Origin of the sequence: Flavobacterium azizsancarii (genome assembly GCF_027980145.1) — a bacterium.
GTDB classification, from domain to species: Bacteria; Bacteroidota; Bacteroidia; order Flavobacteriales; family Flavobacteriaceae; genus Flavobacterium; species Flavobacterium azizsancarii.
Window position 1 is genome coordinate 1 of the sequence record NZ_JAMZNK010000008.1, and the last position, 22,568, is coordinate 22,568.

18 protein-coding genes and 2 tRNA genes are annotated in these 22,568 nt (G+C 30.5%); 8 read left to right on the forward strand and 12 right to left on the reverse strand.

Annotated elements, in window-relative coordinates; all coding sequences use genetic code 11:
- The 7 genes from NJT12_RS06850 to NJT12_RS06880 all read right to left on the reverse strand — a co-directional run.
- The coding region (locus tag NJT12_RS06850; protein WP_271335143.1) for a cysteine peptidase family C39 domain-containing protein at positions 1–972 on the reverse strand (972 nt) is incomplete at its 3' end.
- A gap of 32 nt (positions 973–1,004) precedes the next feature.
- On the reverse strand, positions 1,005–3,851 hold the full coding sequence (locus NJT12_RS06855) for a lantibiotic dehydratase (protein WP_271335145.1): 2,847 nt from the start codon (positions 3,849–3,851) through the stop codon (positions 1,005–1,007).
- Between the two features lie 30 nt (positions 3,852–3,881).
- On the reverse strand, positions 3,882–5,039 hold the full coding sequence (locus tag NJT12_RS06860; protein WP_271335146.1) for a lanthionine synthetase LanC family protein: 1,158 nt from the start codon (positions 5,037–5,039) through the stop codon (positions 3,882–3,884).
- 35 nt (positions 5,040–5,074) lie between these two features.
- A complete protein-coding gene (locus NJT12_RS06865) occupies positions 5,075–6,736 on the reverse strand; it encodes a S41 family peptidase (protein WP_271335147.1) in 1,662 nt (553 codons plus the stop codon).
- Positions 6,737–6,914: 178 nt separating this feature from the next.
- On the reverse strand, positions 6,915–8,576 hold the full coding sequence (locus NJT12_RS06870) for a S41 family peptidase (protein ID WP_271335148.1): 1,662 nt from the start codon (positions 8,574–8,576) through the stop codon (positions 6,915–6,917).
- 150 nt (positions 8,577–8,726) lie between these two features.
- A complete protein-coding gene (locus NJT12_RS06875; RefSeq protein WP_271335149.1) occupies positions 8,727–8,879 on the reverse strand; it encodes a hypothetical protein in 153 nt (50 codons plus the stop codon).
- Positions 8,880–9,087: 208 nt separating this feature from the next.
- The gene (locus tag NJT12_RS06880; protein WP_271335150.1) at positions 9,088–9,240 is read right to left on the reverse strand and encodes a hypothetical protein; all 153 of its coding nucleotides are present in this window, start codon (positions 9,238–9,240) and stop codon (positions 9,088–9,090) included.
- 606 nt (positions 9,241–9,846) lie between these two features.
- Between NJT12_RS06880 and NJT12_RS06885 the strand changes: the two genes are divergently transcribed.
- A complete protein-coding gene (locus NJT12_RS06885; protein WP_271335151.1) occupies positions 9,847–11,058 on the forward strand; it encodes a DUF6625 family protein in 1,212 nt (403 codons plus the stop codon).
- Positions 11,059–11,854: 796 nt separating this feature from the next.
- Here the strand turns inward: NJT12_RS06885 and NJT12_RS06890 are convergent.
- Positions 11,855–12,421, reverse strand: a complete 567-nt coding sequence (locus tag NJT12_RS06890) for a hypothetical protein (protein WP_271335152.1) — start codon at positions 12,419–12,421, stop codon at positions 11,855–11,857.
- A 501-nt stretch (positions 12,422–12,922) separates the two neighbouring features.
- On the opposite strand from NJT12_RS06890, the gene NJT12_RS06895 reads away from it, so the two are divergent.
- Both NJT12_RS06895 and NJT12_RS06900 read left to right on the forward strand, forming a co-directional pair.
- Positions 12,923–12,995 (forward strand) — tRNA-Lys (locus NJT12_RS06895).
- A gap of 38 nt (positions 12,996–13,033) precedes the next feature.
- Positions 13,034–13,106: transfer RNA gene (locus NJT12_RS06900), tRNA-Lys, on the forward strand.
- Between the two features lie 121 nt (positions 13,107–13,227).
- Here NJT12_RS06900 and NJT12_RS06905 read toward each other — a convergent pair.
- A complete protein-coding gene (locus NJT12_RS06905) occupies positions 13,228–13,998 on the reverse strand; it encodes a hypothetical protein (RefSeq protein WP_271335153.1) in 771 nt (256 codons plus the stop codon).
- A gap of 190 nt (positions 13,999–14,188) precedes the next feature.
- Between NJT12_RS06905 and NJT12_RS06910 the strand changes: the two genes are divergently transcribed.
- From NJT12_RS06910 to NJT12_RS06920, 3 genes are all read left to right on the forward strand, one after another.
- Positions 14,189–15,001, forward strand: a complete 813-nt coding sequence (locus NJT12_RS06910) for a helix-turn-helix domain-containing protein (RefSeq protein ID WP_271335154.1) — start codon at positions 14,189–14,191, stop codon at positions 14,999–15,001.
- 75 nt (positions 15,002–15,076) lie between these two features.
- The gene (locus tag NJT12_RS06915; RefSeq protein WP_271335155.1) at positions 15,077–16,735 is read left to right on the forward strand and encodes a serine hydrolase domain-containing protein; all 1,659 of its coding nucleotides are present in this window, start codon (positions 15,077–15,079) and stop codon (positions 16,733–16,735) included.
- Positions 16,736–16,870: 135 nt separating this feature from the next.
- Positions 16,871–17,335, forward strand: a complete 465-nt coding sequence (locus NJT12_RS06920) for a GNAT family N-acetyltransferase (RefSeq protein ID WP_271335156.1) — start codon at positions 16,871–16,873, stop codon at positions 17,333–17,335.
- A gap of 37 nt (positions 17,336–17,372) precedes the next feature.
- On the opposite strand, the gene NJT12_RS06925 is transcribed toward NJT12_RS06920, so the two are convergent.
- Together NJT12_RS06925 and NJT12_RS06930 are read right to left on the reverse strand one after the other, a co-directional pair.
- Entirely contained in the window at positions 17,373–18,077 is a 705-nt protein-coding gene (locus NJT12_RS06925) for a hypothetical protein (protein ID WP_271335157.1), read from the reverse strand.
- Positions 18,074–19,060 carry a hypothetical protein gene (locus NJT12_RS06930; RefSeq protein WP_271335158.1) on the reverse strand — a complete coding sequence of 329 codons (987 nt, stop codon included), beginning with the start codon at positions 19,058–19,060 and terminating at the stop codon, positions 18,074–18,076. Before NJT12_RS06930 ends, NJT12_RS06925 begins: the two co-directional genes overlap by 4 nt.
- A gap of 370 nt (positions 19,061–19,430) precedes the next feature.
- Between NJT12_RS06930 and NJT12_RS06935 the strand changes: the two genes are divergently transcribed.
- On the forward strand, positions 19,431–20,372 hold the full coding sequence (locus tag NJT12_RS06935) for a DUF4421 family protein (RefSeq protein ID WP_271335159.1): 942 nt from the start codon (positions 19,431–19,433) through the stop codon (positions 20,370–20,372).
- A 79-nt stretch (positions 20,373–20,451) separates the two neighbouring features.
- Here NJT12_RS06935 and NJT12_RS06940 read toward each other — a convergent pair whose 3' ends face one another.
- The gene (locus tag NJT12_RS06940) at positions 20,452–21,777 is read right to left on the reverse strand and encodes a serine hydrolase domain-containing protein (protein ID WP_271335160.1); all 1,326 of its coding nucleotides are present in this window, start codon (positions 21,775–21,777) and stop codon (positions 20,452–20,454) included.
- A 265-nt stretch (positions 21,778–22,042) separates the two neighbouring features.
- Between NJT12_RS06940 and NJT12_RS06945 the strand changes: the two genes are divergently transcribed.
- On the forward strand, positions 22,043–22,543 hold the full coding sequence (locus tag NJT12_RS06945) for a tetratricopeptide repeat protein (protein WP_271335161.1): 501 nt from the start codon (positions 22,043–22,045) through the stop codon (positions 22,541–22,543).
- Positions 22,544–22,568 lie beyond the last annotated feature (25 nt).

Genomic DNA, 22,568 nt, shown 5'->3' on the forward strand with positions numbered 1-22,568 from the left:
AAAATAAAGAATACTTCCTGCAAAAAACACAAAAAATATCTGCAAATTAAAATAAGCCAAAACACCTCCCATAACAAACATATTGATTACAGAAAACAAAACGTTTAATGAGGATGTAGTCAGAATTTTTTCGATTCTGCGATGATCGTTGATACGCTGCATAATATCTCCGGTCATCCTTACATCAAAAAATGAAATAGGTAAATTCATCAATTTAATAAAGAAATCTGAAATTAGCGAAATATTAATTCGGGTAGAAAGATGTAATAATATCCAGCTTCTTATCAGTTCTAAGCCTGTTCTTCCGGCAAAGAGAAATAACTGAGCAAAAAGAATGAGATAAATAAAATGAATGTTTTGGTTTTGTATCCCAACATCAACAATACTTTGGGTTAAAAACGGAAAAATTAGCTGAATCAAACTACTCGCTAATAAACCAATACTAAGTTGTGTCAAAAATGATTTGTATCGCAATACATATTGTGACAACAATTTAAACCCTAATCCGCTATTTTCTTCTTTATCAAATTCAGACTGAAAAAACTTTGGTGAAGCCTCCATTAACAAAGCAACGCCTTCTTGTGTTGAATCATCAGCATTATTTCCGATCCAGAATTTAAGAAAATCCTGTTTGTTATATTCGATTAGACCAAAAGCCGGATCTGAAATATAATAGACTCCTTTTTTAATTTTATAAAGTACTACATAATGATTTTTATTCCAGTGCAAGACACAAGGCAATGGTGCTTCTTCTAATCTTTCGAGATTTAATTTTACCCCTAAAGTTCGAAAACCAATTCTCTCAGCCGCATCACTTAAAAAAAGCAAATTACTGCCTTCGCGAGTTGTTTCGCTGCTATCTCGCAAATCCTGAATGTTAATTGTTTTTCCGTAATGTTTCGATATAATTTTTAAACACGTTGGACCGCAATCTTTAAAATCGGCTTGTCTGTAATTGGTGAATTTTTTCAATTTTAAAATATGCAGGATTTTGTTAGATTATCTTATTTCTTATATTTAAGATGATTAAGGTAGCTTTTTGTTAAGTAATACATCTTGAATTCATTATATCTTTGCTTTTGTTTAAAATGCCTATTCATGCTCATGTGTATTAATAACCATGCATAAGATGCCATGTCAGGCACTTTGGAACTATTTTTAGAAAACTTATTTTTTAAGGAATCATTATCTAAAAAATTGCCATAATCATATTTCTCAATTTCAAATTTCATTACAGCAAAATCTTTATTAAACTCTTTTCTTAACTCACCTGTAAGCTCAAACTCCTGAGAATAATTCTTTATAACATCCTCACAATTTTGTATCATATCATCTATGGAAAAATTTAAAAAAGCTAAATAATTTTTTATTTTTAGAATTGCAGTTATTTCAACAGTTTTTTCTTCTAAATCATTATCAAGAATACGCTGTAAAAGATCACGGCTGTCCAAATTAAAAACATCTTCCGAAAATTCCATCATTTCAAGACCTCCATATCGATATAATTCTTGCTCATATGGCAATATATGATATTTGCTGATAACATTTTTTGATTTTAATTTATGAATAATATTTATAATAAATTGTTTATTTTCTATCGACTTTGTTTTAAAACGTAATCTTAAGTGTCGATCTGGATTATTATAATTTACGAAGAAAAATTGATCTGTTTTATTTTCTGCAATAATTTCATTTTGAATAATTTTAAATATTTCAGGATCAGAGTGAACATTGCAAAATACTTCTAAATAAAGCCAGTGAGATACTACCGCAGCATTTTGAGAAGTGACTTTATTGATATGGACAGCCTCATAGTTGTTGTGTGGCCTCAAATAATGTGAGTTTTTAACACTGACAACTAATTCATGTGCAAAATTTTCATTACCTCTGCTAATCGAAGGATCAAAGCTTTCGTATAAACATTCTGAAATATAAAAAAATTTGTCTGTCTTTAATTTTTCTAACAAATAAGAAATGTTATCTTGATTATCCAGATCCAAAACAACCAGTCTTCGCTTATCTAGAATTGTTATCTTTTTTGCAAACGAATACTCTATTCTCTTTTTTAATAAGTAATCACTAAATCCCGATAAATCAAAATTAGTATCAATCAATAATATTTGTGCAGGCTGAAGTAAAATTCCCTTTTCAAGATATAATCTCGGAACATACGGAATAAAATTCCTGTATAAATTAAAATTAAAATTTACTCCATAAATTTCTTTGTTGTAGAATTCGTAGTCACAAAGAAAATTATAGGCATCTGAATCAAAAAGCATTTGATTGATTGCAGATCCTTTTTTTGGTAAAACTTCCTTTTGATGCTGTTTTGAAATTAGTGAAATGTTTTTGCCATGAAGATGAATAAAAAGATCCGACAATAAAATAGGATTACCTGCTTCTGTATACGATGCATTGATAGGAATACAGTAATCATAACGCTGCTCTACAGGCGCAACATTTATACTTCTAAAACTGCCCACGCACTTAATGTCGGCAACAATTTTACTTTTATGAATCTCTTTTTCGTAATTCACAATATCCTCACATGCATCTTTTGTAATATCACTAAATCTCGAAATTAAGTTCAGAGCAGATGGATCTCCCATGCCTAGTACATATATAATTGATTCTCCTGACTTTTTGCAAATTAAAGTTTCTAAAATTACATTAAACGTCACAGGTAATTTAGAGGCTTTTATGTCTATATTATCGCTGACAGGCAGATTTAAAAATAGCTCGCTGTTATCAGAAGCTATAATTTTCAGGAGGATATCCTGATGGAGCTTCAATTCTTTTTCCTCTTTTAAAGCCCTGTAATTTATACCCGAATAAGGATTAAAAATATCATTTAAGGGTATGAAGCCGTCGTTATATTTCTCACTTAATTTAGCATTGAATTTGTTTAAATTATCATTTATAATAGTAGTTTGTGAATTATAATTTACGGTAAAGTCTATATATTTCTGTATTTTGCTCTGAATTTCAAAATCTAAACTCCCACCCTCTGTTTCAAAAGAATTAATGGCATAAAAATTTTTAGGCCTGTCATTCTCTTCAAAAAAATCATCTTGTTCTTTTATATAAGTTTTGATAAAATTTGTAAGTTCCTCTTTGGTTTCTATCAGATGTTCTTTCTTCTGCACCAAGCCAGAGAGATATGCAGCATATGGACTGTTCAGTTTACCCGCATATGACTCGTACAAAAAGAATTCTATAATCAGTCCTGTTTCAATAATCTCCAGTAAAAAAGTCTCAACTTCTTCAGTATCGAAACCTTGCGAGATAAGGTCTTCGATAACCAAATCCATTTTTTTAGGATACTTAAACTGATCTAACAGCCACTGCAAATCTTCGTCTACATCAAGTTCAGTATAGTTAAGTTCTATTTTATCATCCGCTTGATTTTTAGATTTATAAAAATTTAATTTTTCCTTATCCATAAAATAAACAGATGGATTAACACAATAATTTAAATGCTTCCAATTGTCAGATGGACCTTCATTTAATTTTGACGAAATAAAAAAATTGTCATATTTAACCAAAAAACGCAAAGAATCATTTTTAATAATATTGGTTTCAGTATCCCATTGCAGCGTACCAACACTGTTAAAAACACCAAAAGGAGTTGGATTAAAATGTGCTCGCAAAAAATAATTAGACAAAGATGCCTCTGTTTTTTGTGTCCTGTTTTTGCTTAGAGCATTGTATAAACTTCCCGAAGCAGTCAACAGACAAAGATTAAACAGCTCATTGTTCTCAAAGAAATCAGGCAGATCGTGTTTATTCAGGTCGTAGGATTGAATAGAAAAATTAGCAACCCGTTTAATAATGTTATTAAAAAAAATCATTTTTTGTATACTTTTTATAAATAATAATGACTAGTAAAGGTTGAAAGTCTCCAGCCATTTTGTATCCGCTTTTTTTTCCATAGTCAACAATGTCAATCCAATTCCTGCAGATCCCAGTAAAAGATTATTTTCTGCATGGTATCTTTGATTTAAATTGTCATAACAAAGAAATTCTTCAAAATTATTGGTCTGCTTTTGTAATATGACAAACCACTGCTCTATGGCCAAACTGTAATCGAGACTATATTTTTTAGCCGCTAAATAATACTGAATTAAAGCTCCGGCAGAACCATGGCAAAAACCGCTGTCATTAATTCCTGAATCTTCAAAACTTATTTTTGAACTGTTGTTCATCAATGAAATTGACTCGTTTACTAAATCATCATCGTTTAGAAAGACACCTGTATTATAAAGCGCATTTGAAATACCTAAATCACCCTGGCACCATGATAATCTAGAAGGGATAAATTCATTTGACTGCAATGAAAATATATTTGCAAAATACTGCTTAGATTCATTATCGTATTTTTTATAAGACATTAGAAAATCAACACAAATTCTTAAAGGTTTACGAATATCTATTTCCAATCCTTCAACATTTTTTTCCATGTAAATTAAAAAATTCAAATAACCTGCAACACCATGCGCAGCACCAAATGAATAATATTCTCCACGATTTTCTGATGATTTTACTAAAACATTTTTAAAATCTGCATTTATTTTCGAAATTAAATCGTGTGAAAAATGCTGTAAAACTTTAAAAATATTTTGGTTTTTACTTACCTTATATCTTTCTATAAAATACATCGATATACCCATTGACTCGTGCAAAAAATCAAAATTATTTGACTCATACAGCAACTTAAATTCTTCTAGTAAAATACCGTCGATAGTCTCAAAATACTCTTCATCTATATCAATACTTTTATTTTGAAGACGCAATAATGCTATCCCATATCCTGCAAACCCCGAACAAAGGGAAACAGAATCAACTCCCTCTTCAATCAATTGGTTCGCTTTTTCTATAATTGCCAATAATTTATTTTCGTATTCCTCAATTGGATATGCTTGGTGCAGATAGTCGTAAAACAGTATCATTCCGGATAATCCAACATATAATCCAACACTATTATTTTGGTCAAAAGAACCCCAAATGTCCTTTTCAATTTTTATTATATTATCTTTCATTATTTGAAATGATATATTTTTTATTTAACAATGCCTTAAAAACCATACTTATTATTTACAAAAAGAATCGCTTTATCCAGCACTTCATCTTTTCCCTGCTGAATACCCAAAATTGTTGGTTTTACTTCAACGTCAATAGGTATGCCGATTCGCTGTGTTTCTTTTTTATTAGGATAAAAGACTCCTTGTGAAGTAAAGGATGAATTGAAATCTTTAATTATTGTAAACGAATAATTTGCACCATCTGCTCCAGATGTCTGACTGCCTATTATTGTAGTTTTCGGAGCTGTCTGGAAACTCATAACAGTATATTCTGCATGACTTAATGTTGTTTCATTTACCAATACAATGACTTCGCCTTTATAATAGTCACTATTTGTTTTACCGCATTTTTCCATCTCATTTTTCCAAATAAAACGTCCGGGAAAACTTAAATCCTGAAAAATAAATTTTGATATATTCCTTGGCTCGGGATTTAAATAATCATTGATATATCGATGCGTCCCCTTTGGTCTGTTTCTCACATCAAAAATAATTGCTTTTGTATTTTTAAATTCTTCCATCATTATTTTGACATCGTCAACTTCTAGTTTACCCATGTTGACATAACCAATGTTGTTTTCCAAAAGCTTCCATTTAGGTTTCGAATTTATTTTTCTTTCAAAGCTCCCTGCCTCATAACGGTGAATTTTCTTTACACCAGACTTATTGTCTCTGATGTATTCAATTTCCAGTTCATCAGTATTTCCATTTAATGCTACCCAGCCGAGATTTGATAAAGCAGCCGGTTTATTAGAACCTTCAAGATATTTTTGAATCTCTTTTGTTATTTGAGGAATTGTCTTACCATTAATCTTAGTTATCAAATCGCCCACTTTTATATCGTCAATTTTCGCAACAGAATCGTTAACTAATTGTGTGACAATTATTTTTTTATCAATTATTTTTGTTCCAAAAGCAGGATATTTTTCTCCCCCTAAATAATTCATCATTTTCATATTGAAGGTCGCTGCATGACTATCATTTAATTTTACAGAAAGCTCACGCATTGCCATAGTAAAATCTTCTTCTGAATCTGGAGTGCTAATATGGGGTAAAATTTCAAGCAATGCATTATCCCAATTTTGATCCATTTGATATTTATACGGAAAGAAATATTCTACATAATTCCAATATCTAAATAATGCTAAAATGCGCAGATTTAGATTTTGCCATTGAAAATCGGGGTACTCGTTCTCGTTAGTAAATTTCAGGTGCACCTCTGCTTCCTCATTGTAAAGAACATAATAGTTTTGTCCCTGAAATCTATTGTCTGCTATAAATTGCAACTTTTCAGAAAGTTCTTTTGAAAAAAATTTATGGTTTGTAATCCAATCCAGGTTTAAGTTTTTATTAAAACAACTTGCTTTTTCATGTAATTCCAAAATTTTAGTGGCAGGCACAACTCCCTGACTAGAAATCCAACTTTCTAAAACTGCTGAAAATTCCTCCTTACTTTTGGCATTTATAATTTCTGGCAATACCTTAAAAAGCTGTTCGTCCCAATTTGTTTTACCACTTGCAATTACAGGATGGTAATACTTCAAAAAGCCCCAAACTTTACAAGTAGTAGCTAACTTTTCTATTTCACTAATTTTGGCATTACCCGATATTGTATACAGTAATACTATAAAAAGCAACAAAATCTTTTTTTTCATTGAGTAAATATTAATTTAATAATTTCTAGTAGGAGGAATTTTAAAAAAATGGTATTTCAAAAACCATCAATTATAATTTCTTAAAAGATTATACATCATTTGTCTTTTTTGAAAATAAGGGCGACATACTGTATTTAAAAGAAATCTTGATTAATTTTAATTACAAGAGGCCGTTCAATTATTTTTGAGCTTCAATAAATTCTAATGCCCGGTCCAAAATTTCATCTTTTCCTTCCTGAATTCCTTTGATAGTGGTTTTGACAGCAATATCTGGTATGATTCCAACTCTTTGAGTTTCATGTTTATCGGGATAATAAACCCCTATCCCAGTAAATCTTGTATAAAAAGCTTTAATTAAATCAAAATCACTTACATTTCCATCAGCTCCCGCAGTCTGGCTGCCAATAATAGTTGTATTATCAGCAGTCTTAAAGCACATCGCTGTCCATTCAGCCTGGCTCAAAGTCTCTTCATTTACTAATACGACAATTTTACCTTTGTAATTATCATTATTTTCTAAACCTGTTATTGATGGCTGGCTCCACTTATATCTGCCTGGATAAGTTAAATCTGGTTTGGTGTAAACAACAAATTCTTTTGGCTTGGAATTTAAGAAATTTGATATTTCCTTGTAAGTTCCATTGGGATAATTTCGAAGGTCGAAAATAATTGCTTTGGTCAGTTTTAATTTTTCAATCATTGAAGGAACATTTTTAATTTTTAAAAGCCCCATGTCAACGTATCCAATATTATTATTTAGAATTTTAAATTTTTCTTTTATTTCCGCATGTCTATATTCATTCCTGTGGGCATCATGAACTTGATACCAATTTATCATTTTACTTTTATACTGACCATCCTCTAAAAATTCTAATTTAACATTATCCGAATATCCAGATAAGATTGGCATCTCTAGATTTTTCAAATAAAAAGCTTCATTTGAACCATTAACAATCTCTTTGTTTTCAGATATAATTTCTTTGATGGTCTTATCATTAATCTTTGTAATAACATCTCCTACTTTTATATCATCTGCTTTGGCAAGACTATCACTCAAAATCTTTGTTACAATTATTTTATCATCGATAATTTTACATTTAGCAGGAAAGTAATTAATATTTTTTTTCTGCTCATCTTCTTTAATAGGATATTTATAAAATATAGCATGAGAGTCATTAAGTCTGACAGTTAATTTTTTCATCGCAGTGTAAAAATCATCTTCATTTTCGGCATTTATAAAAATAGGCACCATTTCCTCTAAAGTGGTATTCCAGTTTTTATCCATTAAATATTTATATGGAAAAAAATACTCCATCAAATTCCAATACATAAACAGTACCTGAAGCCTTGACTCTTTGCTATTTGGCTGAAAATTGGAATAATTCTCATTTTGCAGCAAAACATTTCCAGCATTAAATGTTGTAATGTAATATTGATCTCCCTGAAATCTGTTTTGTTCTATAAATTTTAATTTTACTGCCAAATTTTCAGAAAATAGTTTTTTATTTTTAATCCATGATAAATCAAAGTTTTTGTCAAAATATTGTACATCTTTGGTTAAAGCGATTGGAGTAGCTGCGGGCACTTCTCCTAAAGAGTCGATCCAGTTTTCAAGTACAAGCGAAAACTCATCTTTTGTTTTTGCCTGATAAATTTTTGGCAGCATTTCAAGAAGCTGTTTATCCCAATTAAAATCACCGTGAGCAACTTTTGGATGATAGTATTTTAAAAAACCCCAAACTTTACAGGTTGCTGCTAATTTTTGAGTTTCTGAAAAATTAGTCTGACTATGAATGCTTTGAGCAATTATCAGTATGATAATTAACAATATTTTTTTCATCTGATAATATCTTTTATTAAAAAGGAAATATGACAATCTCTGTAATTCACTAAAAAAAATCCCATATTCTCGATGTTTCTAACAATACTTAGCATATACGATGCTAAGTATTGACATAGCGAATCTTAAATTTAATTTTTAGTCTAAATATTAAAATTTCATAGTATAATACCACATTACGTACGAAGTTGAAAGACGATTACATTGATCAGAAGTTTCCAATCCATATCCGCCTTTTATACTTTTCTTTTCCGCATCGCTTAGTTTTACAACTTTCATGTTTTTTAAACTTAATTTTTTCATAGTTACATTACTTTTAAATAATTAATAAATGTTTGATTTTATTCATTTAAAATGAAATAAGCCGATAATCAGTTTTGCATGTCAGCATCATTCTGCTGAAAAAGTCAATACTTAGCATTTGGAATGCTAAGTATTGCTTTGGGTAAAGTAATATTGAATACTATTTATTCTCAAAAATGGTATAAATTATCCTTTAATTTAATTGGTATTAATGTACATTACACCATTGAACGTATGGCCCTGAAGTACGATTACATTGCTCAGATGTTTCCCAATTGACAGCATAACCACCTTTTATTGATTTTTTTTCCTGTTCAGTAAGTTTTACAACTTTCATGTTTTTTAGGCTTAATTTCTTCATGTTTAAATTTTTTTAATGTTAATAAAAATTTTTAATTAAAAATATCTCTAGATTTCTAAAAATCTCAGAAACTACGTGCACTTAGCTTTAATTTTTCAAAAATGTGTGAGATTATTTTGATCAAAAATATAATTATAAACCATAAAAAAAAATAATAATTCATTTTTTTTAGAGAAAAAATATCTTTTATTTAATTTTTTATGATTAAAATTATATCTAAATTAAATATAACCTTAAATATTAAGTACCTATAAAAGAAAATGCTGATATTCATTTTAGTGTTATTTTCAAAACTTTTAAAAGAAATATTTTTAAATAGATTACAAAAAGACAAATACACTTATTTAAAAAATGCAGATTAAATCTTAAAAGTTAATAAAATGTTAATTTCTTGCTCGCTATACAATTAAGTAATGATATTCGCACACGTTAATTCTATGCTGAAGTATCTTTATTTATTTATAGTTTTATAGTTGTGGTATTTAAGATCATAAATTAATCAGTTTCATTTTAGCATTTAACTTATAACCATAATTATTAATAAATCAAGTCCATTTATTTTACTTAATGCGACAAATTATTTAATTCTTTTTTAATTTACATTTTATGACGAAAATTGCTTTAATTAATTGTTACATTGGTCCGCTTCCCTGGTTTTTTAATTTCTTTTTAAAATCTTGTGAATCCAATCCAACAATTGATTTCTTACTTTTCACAGATAATATTATAGATTACAAAACTCCTCATAACGTTAAGATTATCCCTATCACTCTTTCATATTTTAACCAGTTATCTACTGCAAAATTAGGGTTTGAAATTGAAGTTGAGAAGCCTTACAAGCTTTGTGACTATAAACCTGCTTTTGGCGTAATATTTTCATCTTATCTGACTAAATATGATTTTTGGGGTATTACAGATTTAGATGTTATTTACGGTAGAATTAGAGAATTTATGACCGAGGAAGTATTCGAAGAATTTGATATTATATGCGTTAGACATGATTTTATAACTGCATGTTGTATGCTTTTTAGAAACAATGATTATATTAATAATTTGTTTAAAAAAAGTAAAGACTATCATTTGATTTTTACCTCGCAGAAAAATTACGCATTTGATGAGACTAATTTTGAGCAAGAATCAATTTTTGAAAAAGAAGATATTTTTTCAATTGATTGCGAAATTGAAAGCATGCAACATATAATTCTTAATGAAGAACGAGAAGGTAGACTAAAATCTCATTTTGACTTTTTACTTTGTGAAGGCACAGCAGGAGAATTATTATGGGATAATGGGTTGTTTAGCTACAAAGGAAAGCTTGAAATAATGTTATATCATCTGCTAAACTATAAAGGCAATATTTTCTCAAACAATACTATGAAGTGGGATCAGATTCCGGATGTCTTTCACATTGACAAGTATGACTTTCGCAAAAATAACTCATTCTTATCTCGTTTTAAAGCACACTATACTGATAACTTGAGGCCTAAAATTTGGAATTCTTTTAAAAGATTAGATGCTATTATCTCCATGAAAGTATGCAATAGAACTGTTAATTGTATTGAAGAGGGCGAGTATATGTATTACCTGAGTAAAATGAAAATTGTAATAACCAAAAATGGCCCAAAAGGAGAGAATTTTTTAAAATTTGCAAATTCAAAACATTCTCGACTTTATCAATTAACTTTTAATAAAAAATATTTTTTTGCTGAAAACTTACCATTTATTTTTAGATTAGAAGGTGATAAAAAAACTCATACTAGTTTTAATTTAATTTCCGATATCGGTTATGGAAATGTTTACAACAAAAAAGCAAATTAAGAGAGGAAATAAGTATTTAAGCTAAAAAACAAACTACTTGCAAGAAGATTTCTTTAAAGTTTTAATATATACTTCTACTTAAAAATAAAGATTTCTAAGATTGTCCACATTTATTCTTGAGTTTTTAATTAAATTGAAAATACTTAGCAAAAATAATGATAAGTGTAGCGTTATTTTTAAAATTATTTACTGAATTTCTTTCACTGATAATTTCCTATAAAACTGTTGCGTTAGACAAAGATGAATTCTGATCCTGAAATGTCATCCCGAGGATTGTTCTCACAATGATTGTATCCTAAAGTAGCCGTTGATTCATCTTTTGGTGTTATTTTCCTTTAAATTTATATATTTTTTTTTTACATATCAAGCTGATTAGAAATAAATTTTCTAATGAAAGTAAATGGTTGGTCTTTAGATGAACAATAGCTTAAATACTTGTTTAAAAATTAGATTGTAAAAGATTAATATCTGCGATCTATTCCAATTAAACAGAACCTAAATAAATTTATGGAAATAAGTGTTTAAAAACTCGCACCAGTGGTGCGAGTTTTTAGTAAGAGATTTGGATCTGATCTATTTAGTCCTCATGACGAACTTAAAAAATCAAATACTTTTATTTTCAAACCTCTGCCAAATCGCTTAAAATCTGAAAATCTTCTAATAAAAGATTCGAATTTTGTACCAAGGAGTTCACTAAACAAAAAACCTATTTCGTGATGAAATAGGTTTTTTTATGTCCTTTTTTTCTAAAACTGCATAATCCTAAATAATTCAAATCCTACTTTAGCTTTAATAATTAACGGTATTCATATTTCACAATTTCTAAATTGAATGATTTGAGTAATTGGTTGTAATTTTCAAGATTCTTTTTATCACTGTCGTAAACATCAATTACTAAAGTTGAATCCGTTTTAATCACACCAAAATTTTGCCCGGCATTTCCAGGAAAACCTTCTTTAATTTTACTTTTAATAAGCTGTGATAAATAATTATTGATAGCCTCTTTTTGCTTATCCTCTAATTTTATTACTTTATCTACATAAGGTTGCTGAAATTCTGGTTTTCCATATAACTTTCCCAGTTTATCACAATCAACTTTTGTTCTTTTATAGTTTGCATAAAATTGTTTATCACCTTTCGAGAATATTTCAAAACTCTCTTTATGACCACCCCATTCTCCACATTCATCAAAATTTGCATAAACAAATAGTCTAGTAGCTGAACCAAATGCTCCGAGGTCGGCAGGTTGAAAAAAATCTATCACATTTTTTTCATTCTTTATTTGAATTTCTGGTCTTTCAGTTTTTTTATTACAAGAAATAGCCACGACTGCAAATACTAATAAAAATTTTTTTTTTATCATAACAGTTTTTTATTACTAAAACGAACCTATTTACACATTACAAAATGCTTAAATTATTTTTATTTCGGCCAACCATAAAGAATAAATCGATTTTATTTCAGCTAAATATAAACTAATTTCAATGTAAAAATGAATTATTCCCTACCACTAATTACCCAAGCAAAAGCTATTTCATATTATTTAAACATCATTCATCAAAAGTTCTTACCAGCTATCTTTTAATCCATATCATTTCACTACAAGAATCTCTAAATAAATCAATTAACAGCACATTCTAATTAAAAACACTCTAAAAAAACTGGTAAAATCCCTCACAAAAACGTTCTTTTTTTTCAATCTTAGAATAATAAAAAGAGATAAAAATACATAAAACGTATTTTACTTTTTTACGCTTTTATCCCCATTTTACCTCATAAATTTTACATTAAATTAAACTTAAATAAGCTATGATTTATCAAAAATAACTTCTTATATTTGCACCCGCGTTCAAGAATCGAATATGACTCGATAGCTCAGTTGGTAGAGCACATCACTTTTAATGATGGGGTCCTGGGTTCGAGCCCCAGTCGGGTCACAAATTGTGATTCACAATACAAGATTCTTGAAAGCAACGACTCGATAGCTCAGTTGGTAGAGCACATCACTTTTAATGATGGGGTCCTGGGTTCGAGCCCCAGTCGGGTCACAAAAAAGGTCAAGTATTAATTTACTTGACCTTTTTTTATTTTAGTTCATATCCGGAAAAGACAAACTTCTTCAGGAGCCATATCTTAAAATGATTTAGAATAAATTCTCTGAATGATTATTTAATAATACTCAAAATATTGTTCAGTTACTTGTTTAATCTGCCCTTTGTCATTATAGGCAGTGCACAATAACCAATTACCAACATTATCATATTGATACACATAAGTGGTCTTTTCTTTACTCGCAGAATCAATTTTTATCACAGGATTGCCACGTTCATCATTATGATAAGTAACTACACTTTCAAATGTTGGTTTATCTAAATATCCGGGAGGTCTAATACTCCAAAACGATTCTTTTATTTTATAATTATCAACATCATACTCGTAACGTTTTTCTGTATTGAGTTTGCCATTGGCATCATAATTCTGCTCTACTATTAAATTCCCTTTATTATCACGGATAAAAATGGTTTTTGATTGCAGGATATTCTCCCGATAGAACCAATAGCTTACTTCGTTTTTAGCCGAATCATATTTTACAGTAACAAGATAAGAGTTACTAGTTTTTTTTTCGGGATAATAATAGTCGGTAGCACTAAGATCACCCTTTGTATTATAATGATAGTTTATTTCAACAATAGAAGCATTATAAGATATGGAATTAGAAGAAATAAGAAACCCTTTTTCATTGTAAGTATTACCAATTCCCATTCGGCATATTTTATTCTCAACTGCAAGAGGGATCGAAGTGCCTTCAAGAAGGCATTTTCCAAATGATTTTACACTCCCCTTCAGATTAACATCTTTTAGATCATTATGATTTGTTTGTGCCAGCGATAGATTATAAGTAAAAAACAGGAAACAGAATGTTGTAAGTAGTGCTTGCATTTTTGTAATTAAATTTTAAAAATCAGATCAAAATAAAACAATCTGAATTAAACACGACCTTTTTTGTAACTTTCTTTTATTTATTTCTTCTAATAGACAGACCTGACTCTTTCAAAACTAGCTCACGGCATATTTAAGATTCATCTAAAAATACCTCAGCCTACTAAAAAAAGATAACCGATGTCATCCTATGAAACATTTACAAAAAGGTACATTTTACGGACAAACGAACGAGACGATTATATTGGACGGAATAACATTGACGGATACAGTTTATACACACAGTAAAGTAGACTGGCATTATCATGAAAACGCCTATTTTACTTTTATCCTTGAAGGAAATGTTGTCGAAGGCAATAAAAAGGAGGTTTACAATTGCTCTCCGGGAAGCTTACTTTTTCATAACTGGCAGGAACCTCATTATAATATTAAACCCGACGGATTTACAAGAGGGTTTCATCTTGAAATCGAAAAAAACTGGTTTGAGACCCTATCATTATCAGATGATAATTTGCAAGGAAGCATCAATATCTTAAAACCGGAAATTAAGTTTTTGATGTATAAAGTATTCAGAGCTGCTAAAATTGAAGGTCCAGCCGTAGATTTTTCAACACAGACACTATTGATAGAAATCTTATCAAAACTAGACATACACAACAATTCATTATTATATAAAAATCCAAAATGGGTAACAATTATTGATGAAATTCTTCATGATCAGATTGGAGACACTATTACCTTAGACTACTTGTCTCAAATAGTCGGAATACATCCTGTTCATCTTTCAAGAGATTTTTCTAAATATTTTCACTGTACTTTGAGCGAATATAGAAGAAAATTAAAAGTAGAAAAAGCACTTTCGCTGCTGTCTTTACAAAAACAGTCCTTAACTGAAATTGCCTATGAATGCGGATTTTCTGATCAAAGCCATTTTACAAGATGCTTTAAGGAAGTAAACGGATTAAATCCTTCTGCACATTTAAAATTGCTTTTAATGAAATAATGCAAATGTTAATCTTGTACAATTTTTAATGCTGGCGGCAGAATAATTTTACATTTCAATCAAATCAAACAAAATATGAAACGAACATTATTCCTGCTGACAATCAATCTTTTTGGACTTATAGCTTTTAGCCAAAATACTAATCTTTTTAAAACTGAAGAAATTACCGGAGATCTCTATCAATCAAACATTGGAAAGGTCACTTTTATGGATGGAAATATCCCGCTGAATCAATATAAAAAATCTGATTTTCTTACGTCTTTTAACCTCGTCTACAAATCAAACCTTAATATTAGATTTTTTCTAAATAATTCCATAACGAACTACTTACATGAGTTAGCCCCTAATTTATCAGCTGAAGAACTTGTAGAAAAAGGTAATCTTCAATTTTCTTTTTACATCGACAACAAACCCATATACAAGGAAAATATTAACTCAGGATGTAATTTTGGCTATGGCAATAGCAAAGACACATCAGTAATATTCAGAATTCCTCTTACGAGTTCTAAAGACGAGAACCTCTGGGCATTGCATATGTGGGATCGTTTTAAACTTAATGGCGGTGGAGAAGCACTAACAAACGGAACTCACAATCTAAGAATTGAAATTAGACCATACATCATCACAAATACAGAAGCTTTAGTTGGAAATTTGGTTGCGAAAGGCCAAATTAAACTAATCATAAAAACGCCGAAAGTAACGGCAAAGCAAATTGAAATACAACCGATATTACCCAATAGCGAATGGGAGATTTCTAATTTTCAATTTGACCGCAAGAAAATAGAAATGCTAAATAAGGAGATTGCTTCTTATGATCTAAAAGAAATAACAAGTGTAGTTGCTATCTATGATGGAAAACTTTTAATAGAGGAGTATTTTAATGATGCCAGCAGAAATACTTTGCATGATACGCGATCAACGGGAAAATCCTTTGCCTCAACATTTATAGGCATTGCTATAAATGATGGATATATTAAAAATGAAAACCAAAGACTAAGTTCATTTTATAATTTAGGAGATTACGCAAATTACAATGCAAAAAAAGACAGCATAACAATAAAAGACTTACTCACGATGAGTTCATCATTTGACGGCTCAGATGCACATAGCGAATCACCAGGAAATGAAGAAAACATGTATCCTACAGATAACTGGGTAAAATTTACGCTGAACTTAGCTATTGACCCTTCTAAAACCAACGGAGGCAAATGGGATTACTTTACAGCAGGAACCATATTATTAGGAGATATTCTGGACAGAAATATTCCTGACGGATTAGAAAAATATGCTGATGAAAAACTTTTCAAACCATTAAACATTACCAATTATAAATGGCAATATACACCACAAAAAGTACCTAATACCGCCGGTAGCTTACAAATGACTTCCCTGGATTACGCAAAATACGCCCAGTTGTACAAAAACAATGGTATATGGAATAACAAACAAGTAATTCCTCAGGCATGGGTCGAAAAAACTTTAACAAAGCAAATTCAGATTCCGGAAAGAGACAATCAATTTTATAGTTATTTATTCTGGAATAAAACGGTTAATTATAAAGGCAAAAATTATGAAACTTATTACTGCGCCGGAAATGGAGGAAACCAATTTATTATTTTCAAAGACTTACCACTTGTCATTATAATCACGTCAAAAGCATTTAACAAACCTTATGGACATCCGCAAGCTGATAAAATAGTACATGACTATTTATTGCCAGCGATTTTGAAATAAAATTTTACATCAAAATAACTGGTCTAAAAAAGACAAACTTAATTAAAAGGCAAAATATATAAAAATGTATTTTGCCTTTTTTATTTAGCCTTATTTTATTCAGTAATTTTATATTGATAAAAAACTTTTGTAAACATGCATACCAATCTTACTTTCCGACTTGCAACAATCGAAGACTTACCGGAAATCATCAGTATGCTTGCTGATGATACTTACGGAGCAACAAGAGAAAATAATACCTCCATAGTTTCTGAAAAATACCTCAACGCATTTAAAAAAATTCAGGAAGATCCTAATCAGGAATTGATCGTCGCAACAATAAACGAAAATAAAGTAGCATCGTTTCAACTTACTTTTATACAATATCTAAATTTTGAAGGAACATTGCGAGCACAAATCGAAGCCGTAAGAACACATTCTGATTATCGAGGTCAGGGAATAGGAACCAACGTTCTTAATTACGCCATTAATCGCGCAAAAGAAAAGGGCTGTCAAATGATTCAGTTAACATCTGACAAAAGAAGAACAGAAGCTATTAAATTCTACGAAAAACTAGGCTTTAAAGCAAGTCATGAAGGTTTTAAACTAAAACTGGATTGATTTTAATATTCCGACAACAAACAATTTTACATAAAAACTAGTCCTGTTTGAATGTTTTTAACGTTCCGTCATCATTAAATTGTATTGAATACTTTTCCCTGCTTCCACTAATACTTGTTGGATACCATTGCATTGCATTTCCCCAAATCGATACATAAGCACTTGTAAGAGATTTAGCCCCTTCTATTTCTTGCGCTTTTTTATTATAAATACCCGTTAGCTTAGCAACATTTACAAATTTGATTTTATTAAGCGGAATCAAACGTTTCTGAACATCGTCTCTAATCGATAATTGAATAGGTCTGGGATCAGACCATTTATTATCCCTATAATCATAACCATCAACGTACTTGGGATTCACAGGATGCTGAAGCATAATATTAATAGTTCCATTATCATAAAAATAAGCAATCGAATAGACAAAAATCTCTTTTCCTGCATATTGAGGTAACTTTCGTAAAGCCTCTTCAGCTTTTTCTAATGCATTTGCATTCGTTAAAAAGTTTACATTTTCACTTTCAACATGCACTTGTGTCTCAACTGCTGTGTGTTTTTCGATAACACTATTTCCAATTGCACGAACATCCGGCTTATCACCTCCTAAAGATTCAGAAGCGGGATTTACTATTTCCTTAATTACTAAAGAATCACCGGACTTAAATGTTTCGCTAATACTTTTAGAGATCTGGTCACAGCTTAAAAGAAACGAAATGCAAATCATTAAGAGAATTAATTTCTTCATACAATATTATTTAAATCGCTTGCAAAAGCAATTTTGTTAGGATTTTCTTTGAGATAAAAAATTTCTATTTGTGATTGTTTAGTAAGATCTAACTCAAGAAGTCCCACCACTTTTTTTAAACTAATTTTATGAACCTGATGTTTATTATCGACATATTCAAGATTAAAACGAATCATAGGCTGTTCATTTATATAAGTTCCGGTCTGGCTTGCGTTAAGCAGTTTTGCCCAGGTTTTAACTCCTTTAAATTTTATCAACATCGAATCGTAATTTACACCAGTAAATTTTCCTAAAATAAATTTTAAAAAATAGCGATAAAATAAAAGCACGATCGGACAAATAATTAATGGATGACCAAAACTCATAAAACGCCATCCTGCACCATAACTTTCTAATTGATACGAATAAAAATAGTATCCAATTAAACCAATGAGAAGAACAAGCCAGGCAACTATTCTAAAAAAAAGACTTCCTATATTTATATTCGCTTGTGCAACAGCAATAACAAAATACGGAGGCTTTTTCATATTCCTGTCAAGCATTAAACTTATTTTCTTTCCAGCCTCGAAACGACGTTCATGAGGTTTACTATCCGTAATAATAGTTTTATGAGTAATTTCGGCATCAGCAAGATTTCTAAACAACAACTCAAGTTCATAGGAATTAAATTTTGCTGTTGGTTTTGAAATTTTTACAGCACTTAAAATTTTTGCTTCTCTCGATATTCCTTTGCTTTTTATTCTTTCTAAATTTCTCTTGGTTATAAAAATCCCTAAAATCCATTTTCTAAAATAACCAATTAAGACAATTAACCAAAGAATAACGGACACCAAAACAAAACTTAATGCCAGCCAGGGATTTTTATCTTTTAGCGTATTTACATCAAATTCACTATTGACAGCATAATAGATTATCATAGGAAAAGGAATTGCAAAAAAGAACATATAGAGCGCCCAGAAAATAATGATAAGATTTTTTTTCATTCCTTTTTAATAATTTGGGGATTACTAATCAAAACATTTCATTACGGTAACATGCCCGTACTTTTTATTTGCAGCAAGCTATCATAAAAACCCTTACACAATTACTACACAGACACATACATACCAAATTTACATAAAAATATTATTTTAGAAAACAACCAGAATAAAAATTCATTCCTTAAAATTCATAAATCCTATCAATCATTTGTTCTCATTAAAGAAAAAAACACATTTTTGACCTGCCTCTATTATCCAGAAAATTTATTCTTAAAACAATAACATTATGCAGTATTTTTACATCATACAAACTCTTTTCAAACAAGCTTATTCCTGAAATAATAAGAGTAATTATTTTCCGTTTGATACTAGAATGAGATCCTATTTTTTCCTTTTCCTTATTTTTCTCCTTCCCTATTTTTGCAAAGCGCAAATTGATACGACCTATATTAAACCTTTTCAGGATGAACTTTCAATAAGAACCTATCTTTCAATGAAATTCATTTCGATGGAACAGGAAGCAGATGGAGAAATTAAGAAATTCATGCCTAACACGCCAATGAATTTAGGCTTTGGAGTTTCTGTAAATAATACCATAATTAATCTGAGTTACGGATATGGCTTGAATTTTATGAAGGAAAAAGAGAAGGGAAAGACAAAAGCATTAGATTTCCAGATTCATAATTACGGACGAAAGTTCATAATTGATCTTTTTGTTCAAAAGTATCAGGGATTTTATACTGCGGATGAAAACGATAAAAACATAAAATTATATCCGGATTTAAACATTCAGCAATATGGTGCATTTGGTCAATATGTTTTTAATAACAAAAAATTCTCCTATAAAGCTGCTTTTAATCAGAACGAAAGGCAATTGAAATCGGCAGGAAGTTTTTTACTTGGTGGCGGAGTTTATTTTACAAAAATAGGATCTGATAGTTCTTTTGTTCATAAAACGAGGAATTCGTTGCGTAACTTTCAGTTTGGAGTAAGCGGAGGTTACGCCTACACCTGGGCCATTAACAAACGTTGGTTCGCTAGCGGATCAGCCACAGTGGGCGCAAATTTTGGTACTGAACGAATAAATGATTTCGGTAAACAAAAGATAGAAATATATCCTACTTTTTTTCCAAGAGTCGCAACAGGATACAATAAAGAAAAGTGGTCACTAGGATTATCATACGTTAATAACCTGATCTTTTCTTCGTTTTCAGAAAGCAACAATAGCAATATCGGTTTATCCTCCGGTAATTTTCAAATCGCTTATATATGGAGGTTTGATTCTAATCCATTCTGGAATAAGAAACCAAAATAAGACAAACACACTTAATGTCCATCAGAGGAAAATAAGAAATTAAATCATTTTATTTTATAAGCGATTAGCCATTTCATTTTTATTTACTGGTCATCAGGAATTTTGCAACAGCATCATAAGCTGGCAAAGAATACGGATCATTTGCACCATTTGCCGCTATCGGATTAGATGCAAAACGCACAATAACCATATCTGCTTTTGGATCTATGTAAATAACTTGTCCGTGAACTCCACGCGCGCAAAACGCTCCGTGATCATTATTGGTAATCCACCACATATCTCTGTAACTCCAACCTTTCAAAAGAGTATAACCGGCTTTTGCAAATGCTTCTTTACTTCCGCCTTTTCTTATATCATCAATGGCTGATTTAGGAATAATTTGCTCCTTGCCTGCTTTACCATTATTTAAAACTAACTGACCAAAGCGTGCCATATCTCTTAAACCAAAATTAAGTCCGCCACCGGCAAAAGGTGTCCCAATAGCATCTACAGAATAATAACCATCTTGCTCCATTCCTAATTTTTTCCAGATTTTTTCAGACAAAACCTCCGCGATTGTTTTTCCGGTAACTCTGGCGATTATCCATCCCAAAACATCTGAATTAACCGTTTTATAACCAAAACTCTCACCATGAACTCCAATTTTCTTTACTGTAGGAAGATATTCGTAATATGTTTTTGGTCCGTCATAATCTTTAGGTTTTGGCAAAGGATTACCAGCAGCCGAAAATTTCCATATTTCGGCATTTGGATCTGCATAGTCCTCACTAAATTGTAAAGCTGTCGTCATATCCATCACTTGCCTTACTGTAGCATCGCCAAAAGCTGAATTTTTAAGTTCCGGGATATAATGCGAAACGTTTTTTGTAGTATCTATCAAACCTTCTTTGGCTAACATAATACCAAGTGTTCCGGTAAAAGATTTTGTAACTGACATTGCAGCATGCTGTCCGTCAACTTTTAATACTCCAAAATATTTTTCATAAACAATCTTTCCATGATGCATAACGATCACGCCATCAGCGTAGACTTTCTGCAGTGATTCTTGCCAGGTAATTGCTTTAGTTTCCCCAAGCGGAACAAAGGTAACTTTATCAATATCGTTCTTACTATTTGTCACGAGTGGGTATGAAGTTCCCAATCCTCGAGAAACATTTATAGTTGGCATGAATTGACGCATATGTGCAACACTCCATCTAAGAGCGGGAAACTGAAAAAAACTGCCATCATCAAAACGGGGAATACGATTGACTGGCGGGGGCGAACCAATCATCCACCCCATCTTTACAGGATCACTTTGTTCTGCATCTAAATACTTTGTTTTTTCCTGGGCACTGGAAGTAATGCTGAACAGAAAAACTAAACCGAAAAATAATAATTGCGAATAACAATAAACTTGTTTCATATTATCTTAATTTATATTTAATGAGTAATAGAAATCGATTTGGGAGGAAATTATTCTTTTTTTTAACAGAAAAACAGTGCTAAAAAACATAAGAATTTAGCTAAGTTAAGAAATTATTTAGGAATATCTTCTTAATATTAAAAATATAGTCTGCAGAAATAAATAAAAAACAATAGTTATTTCGCAAAAGAACTTCTCTTACAAAAAAAGTTTACTAAATTCGTTTTAGAATTATTAACCTACTAACCTAATCCCAAATTGGTTTATGAAACATTTATTACTACTATCGTTTATTATGATTACTTGCTCTACATGGGCACAATCTGCAACCGGCTATTTTGACAAGGCCATCAAAAAAGCGGAAGCCGGCAATACAAAAGGCGCAATTGCTGATTATACAAAAGCCATTAGCATGAATTCTAAATTTGTGGAAGCTTACCAAAATCGCGGCGTTGCAAAACTAAAACTGAATGACTTAAAAGGTGCTCAGGCTGATTTTAGCAAAACAATCGAGTTAGATACCATGAACGCGGATGCCTTTACCGGAAGAGCGAATGTAAACTACAAATTAAACAACTTTAAAGAAACTGTTGATGATTGCACATCGTCTATTGCTTTAAATCCAAAAGATTATATTGCTTATAACTTACGAGCCTTAGCATATAATAAACTAGGCGACAAGAAAAACACTTGTAAGGATTTCTCTAAAGCAATCGAATTAGGAAGTCAAAGCGCTATTAAAAACAAAGCAACTTTTTGTAAATAGACAAGATTAAAGTTATCGAATAAAA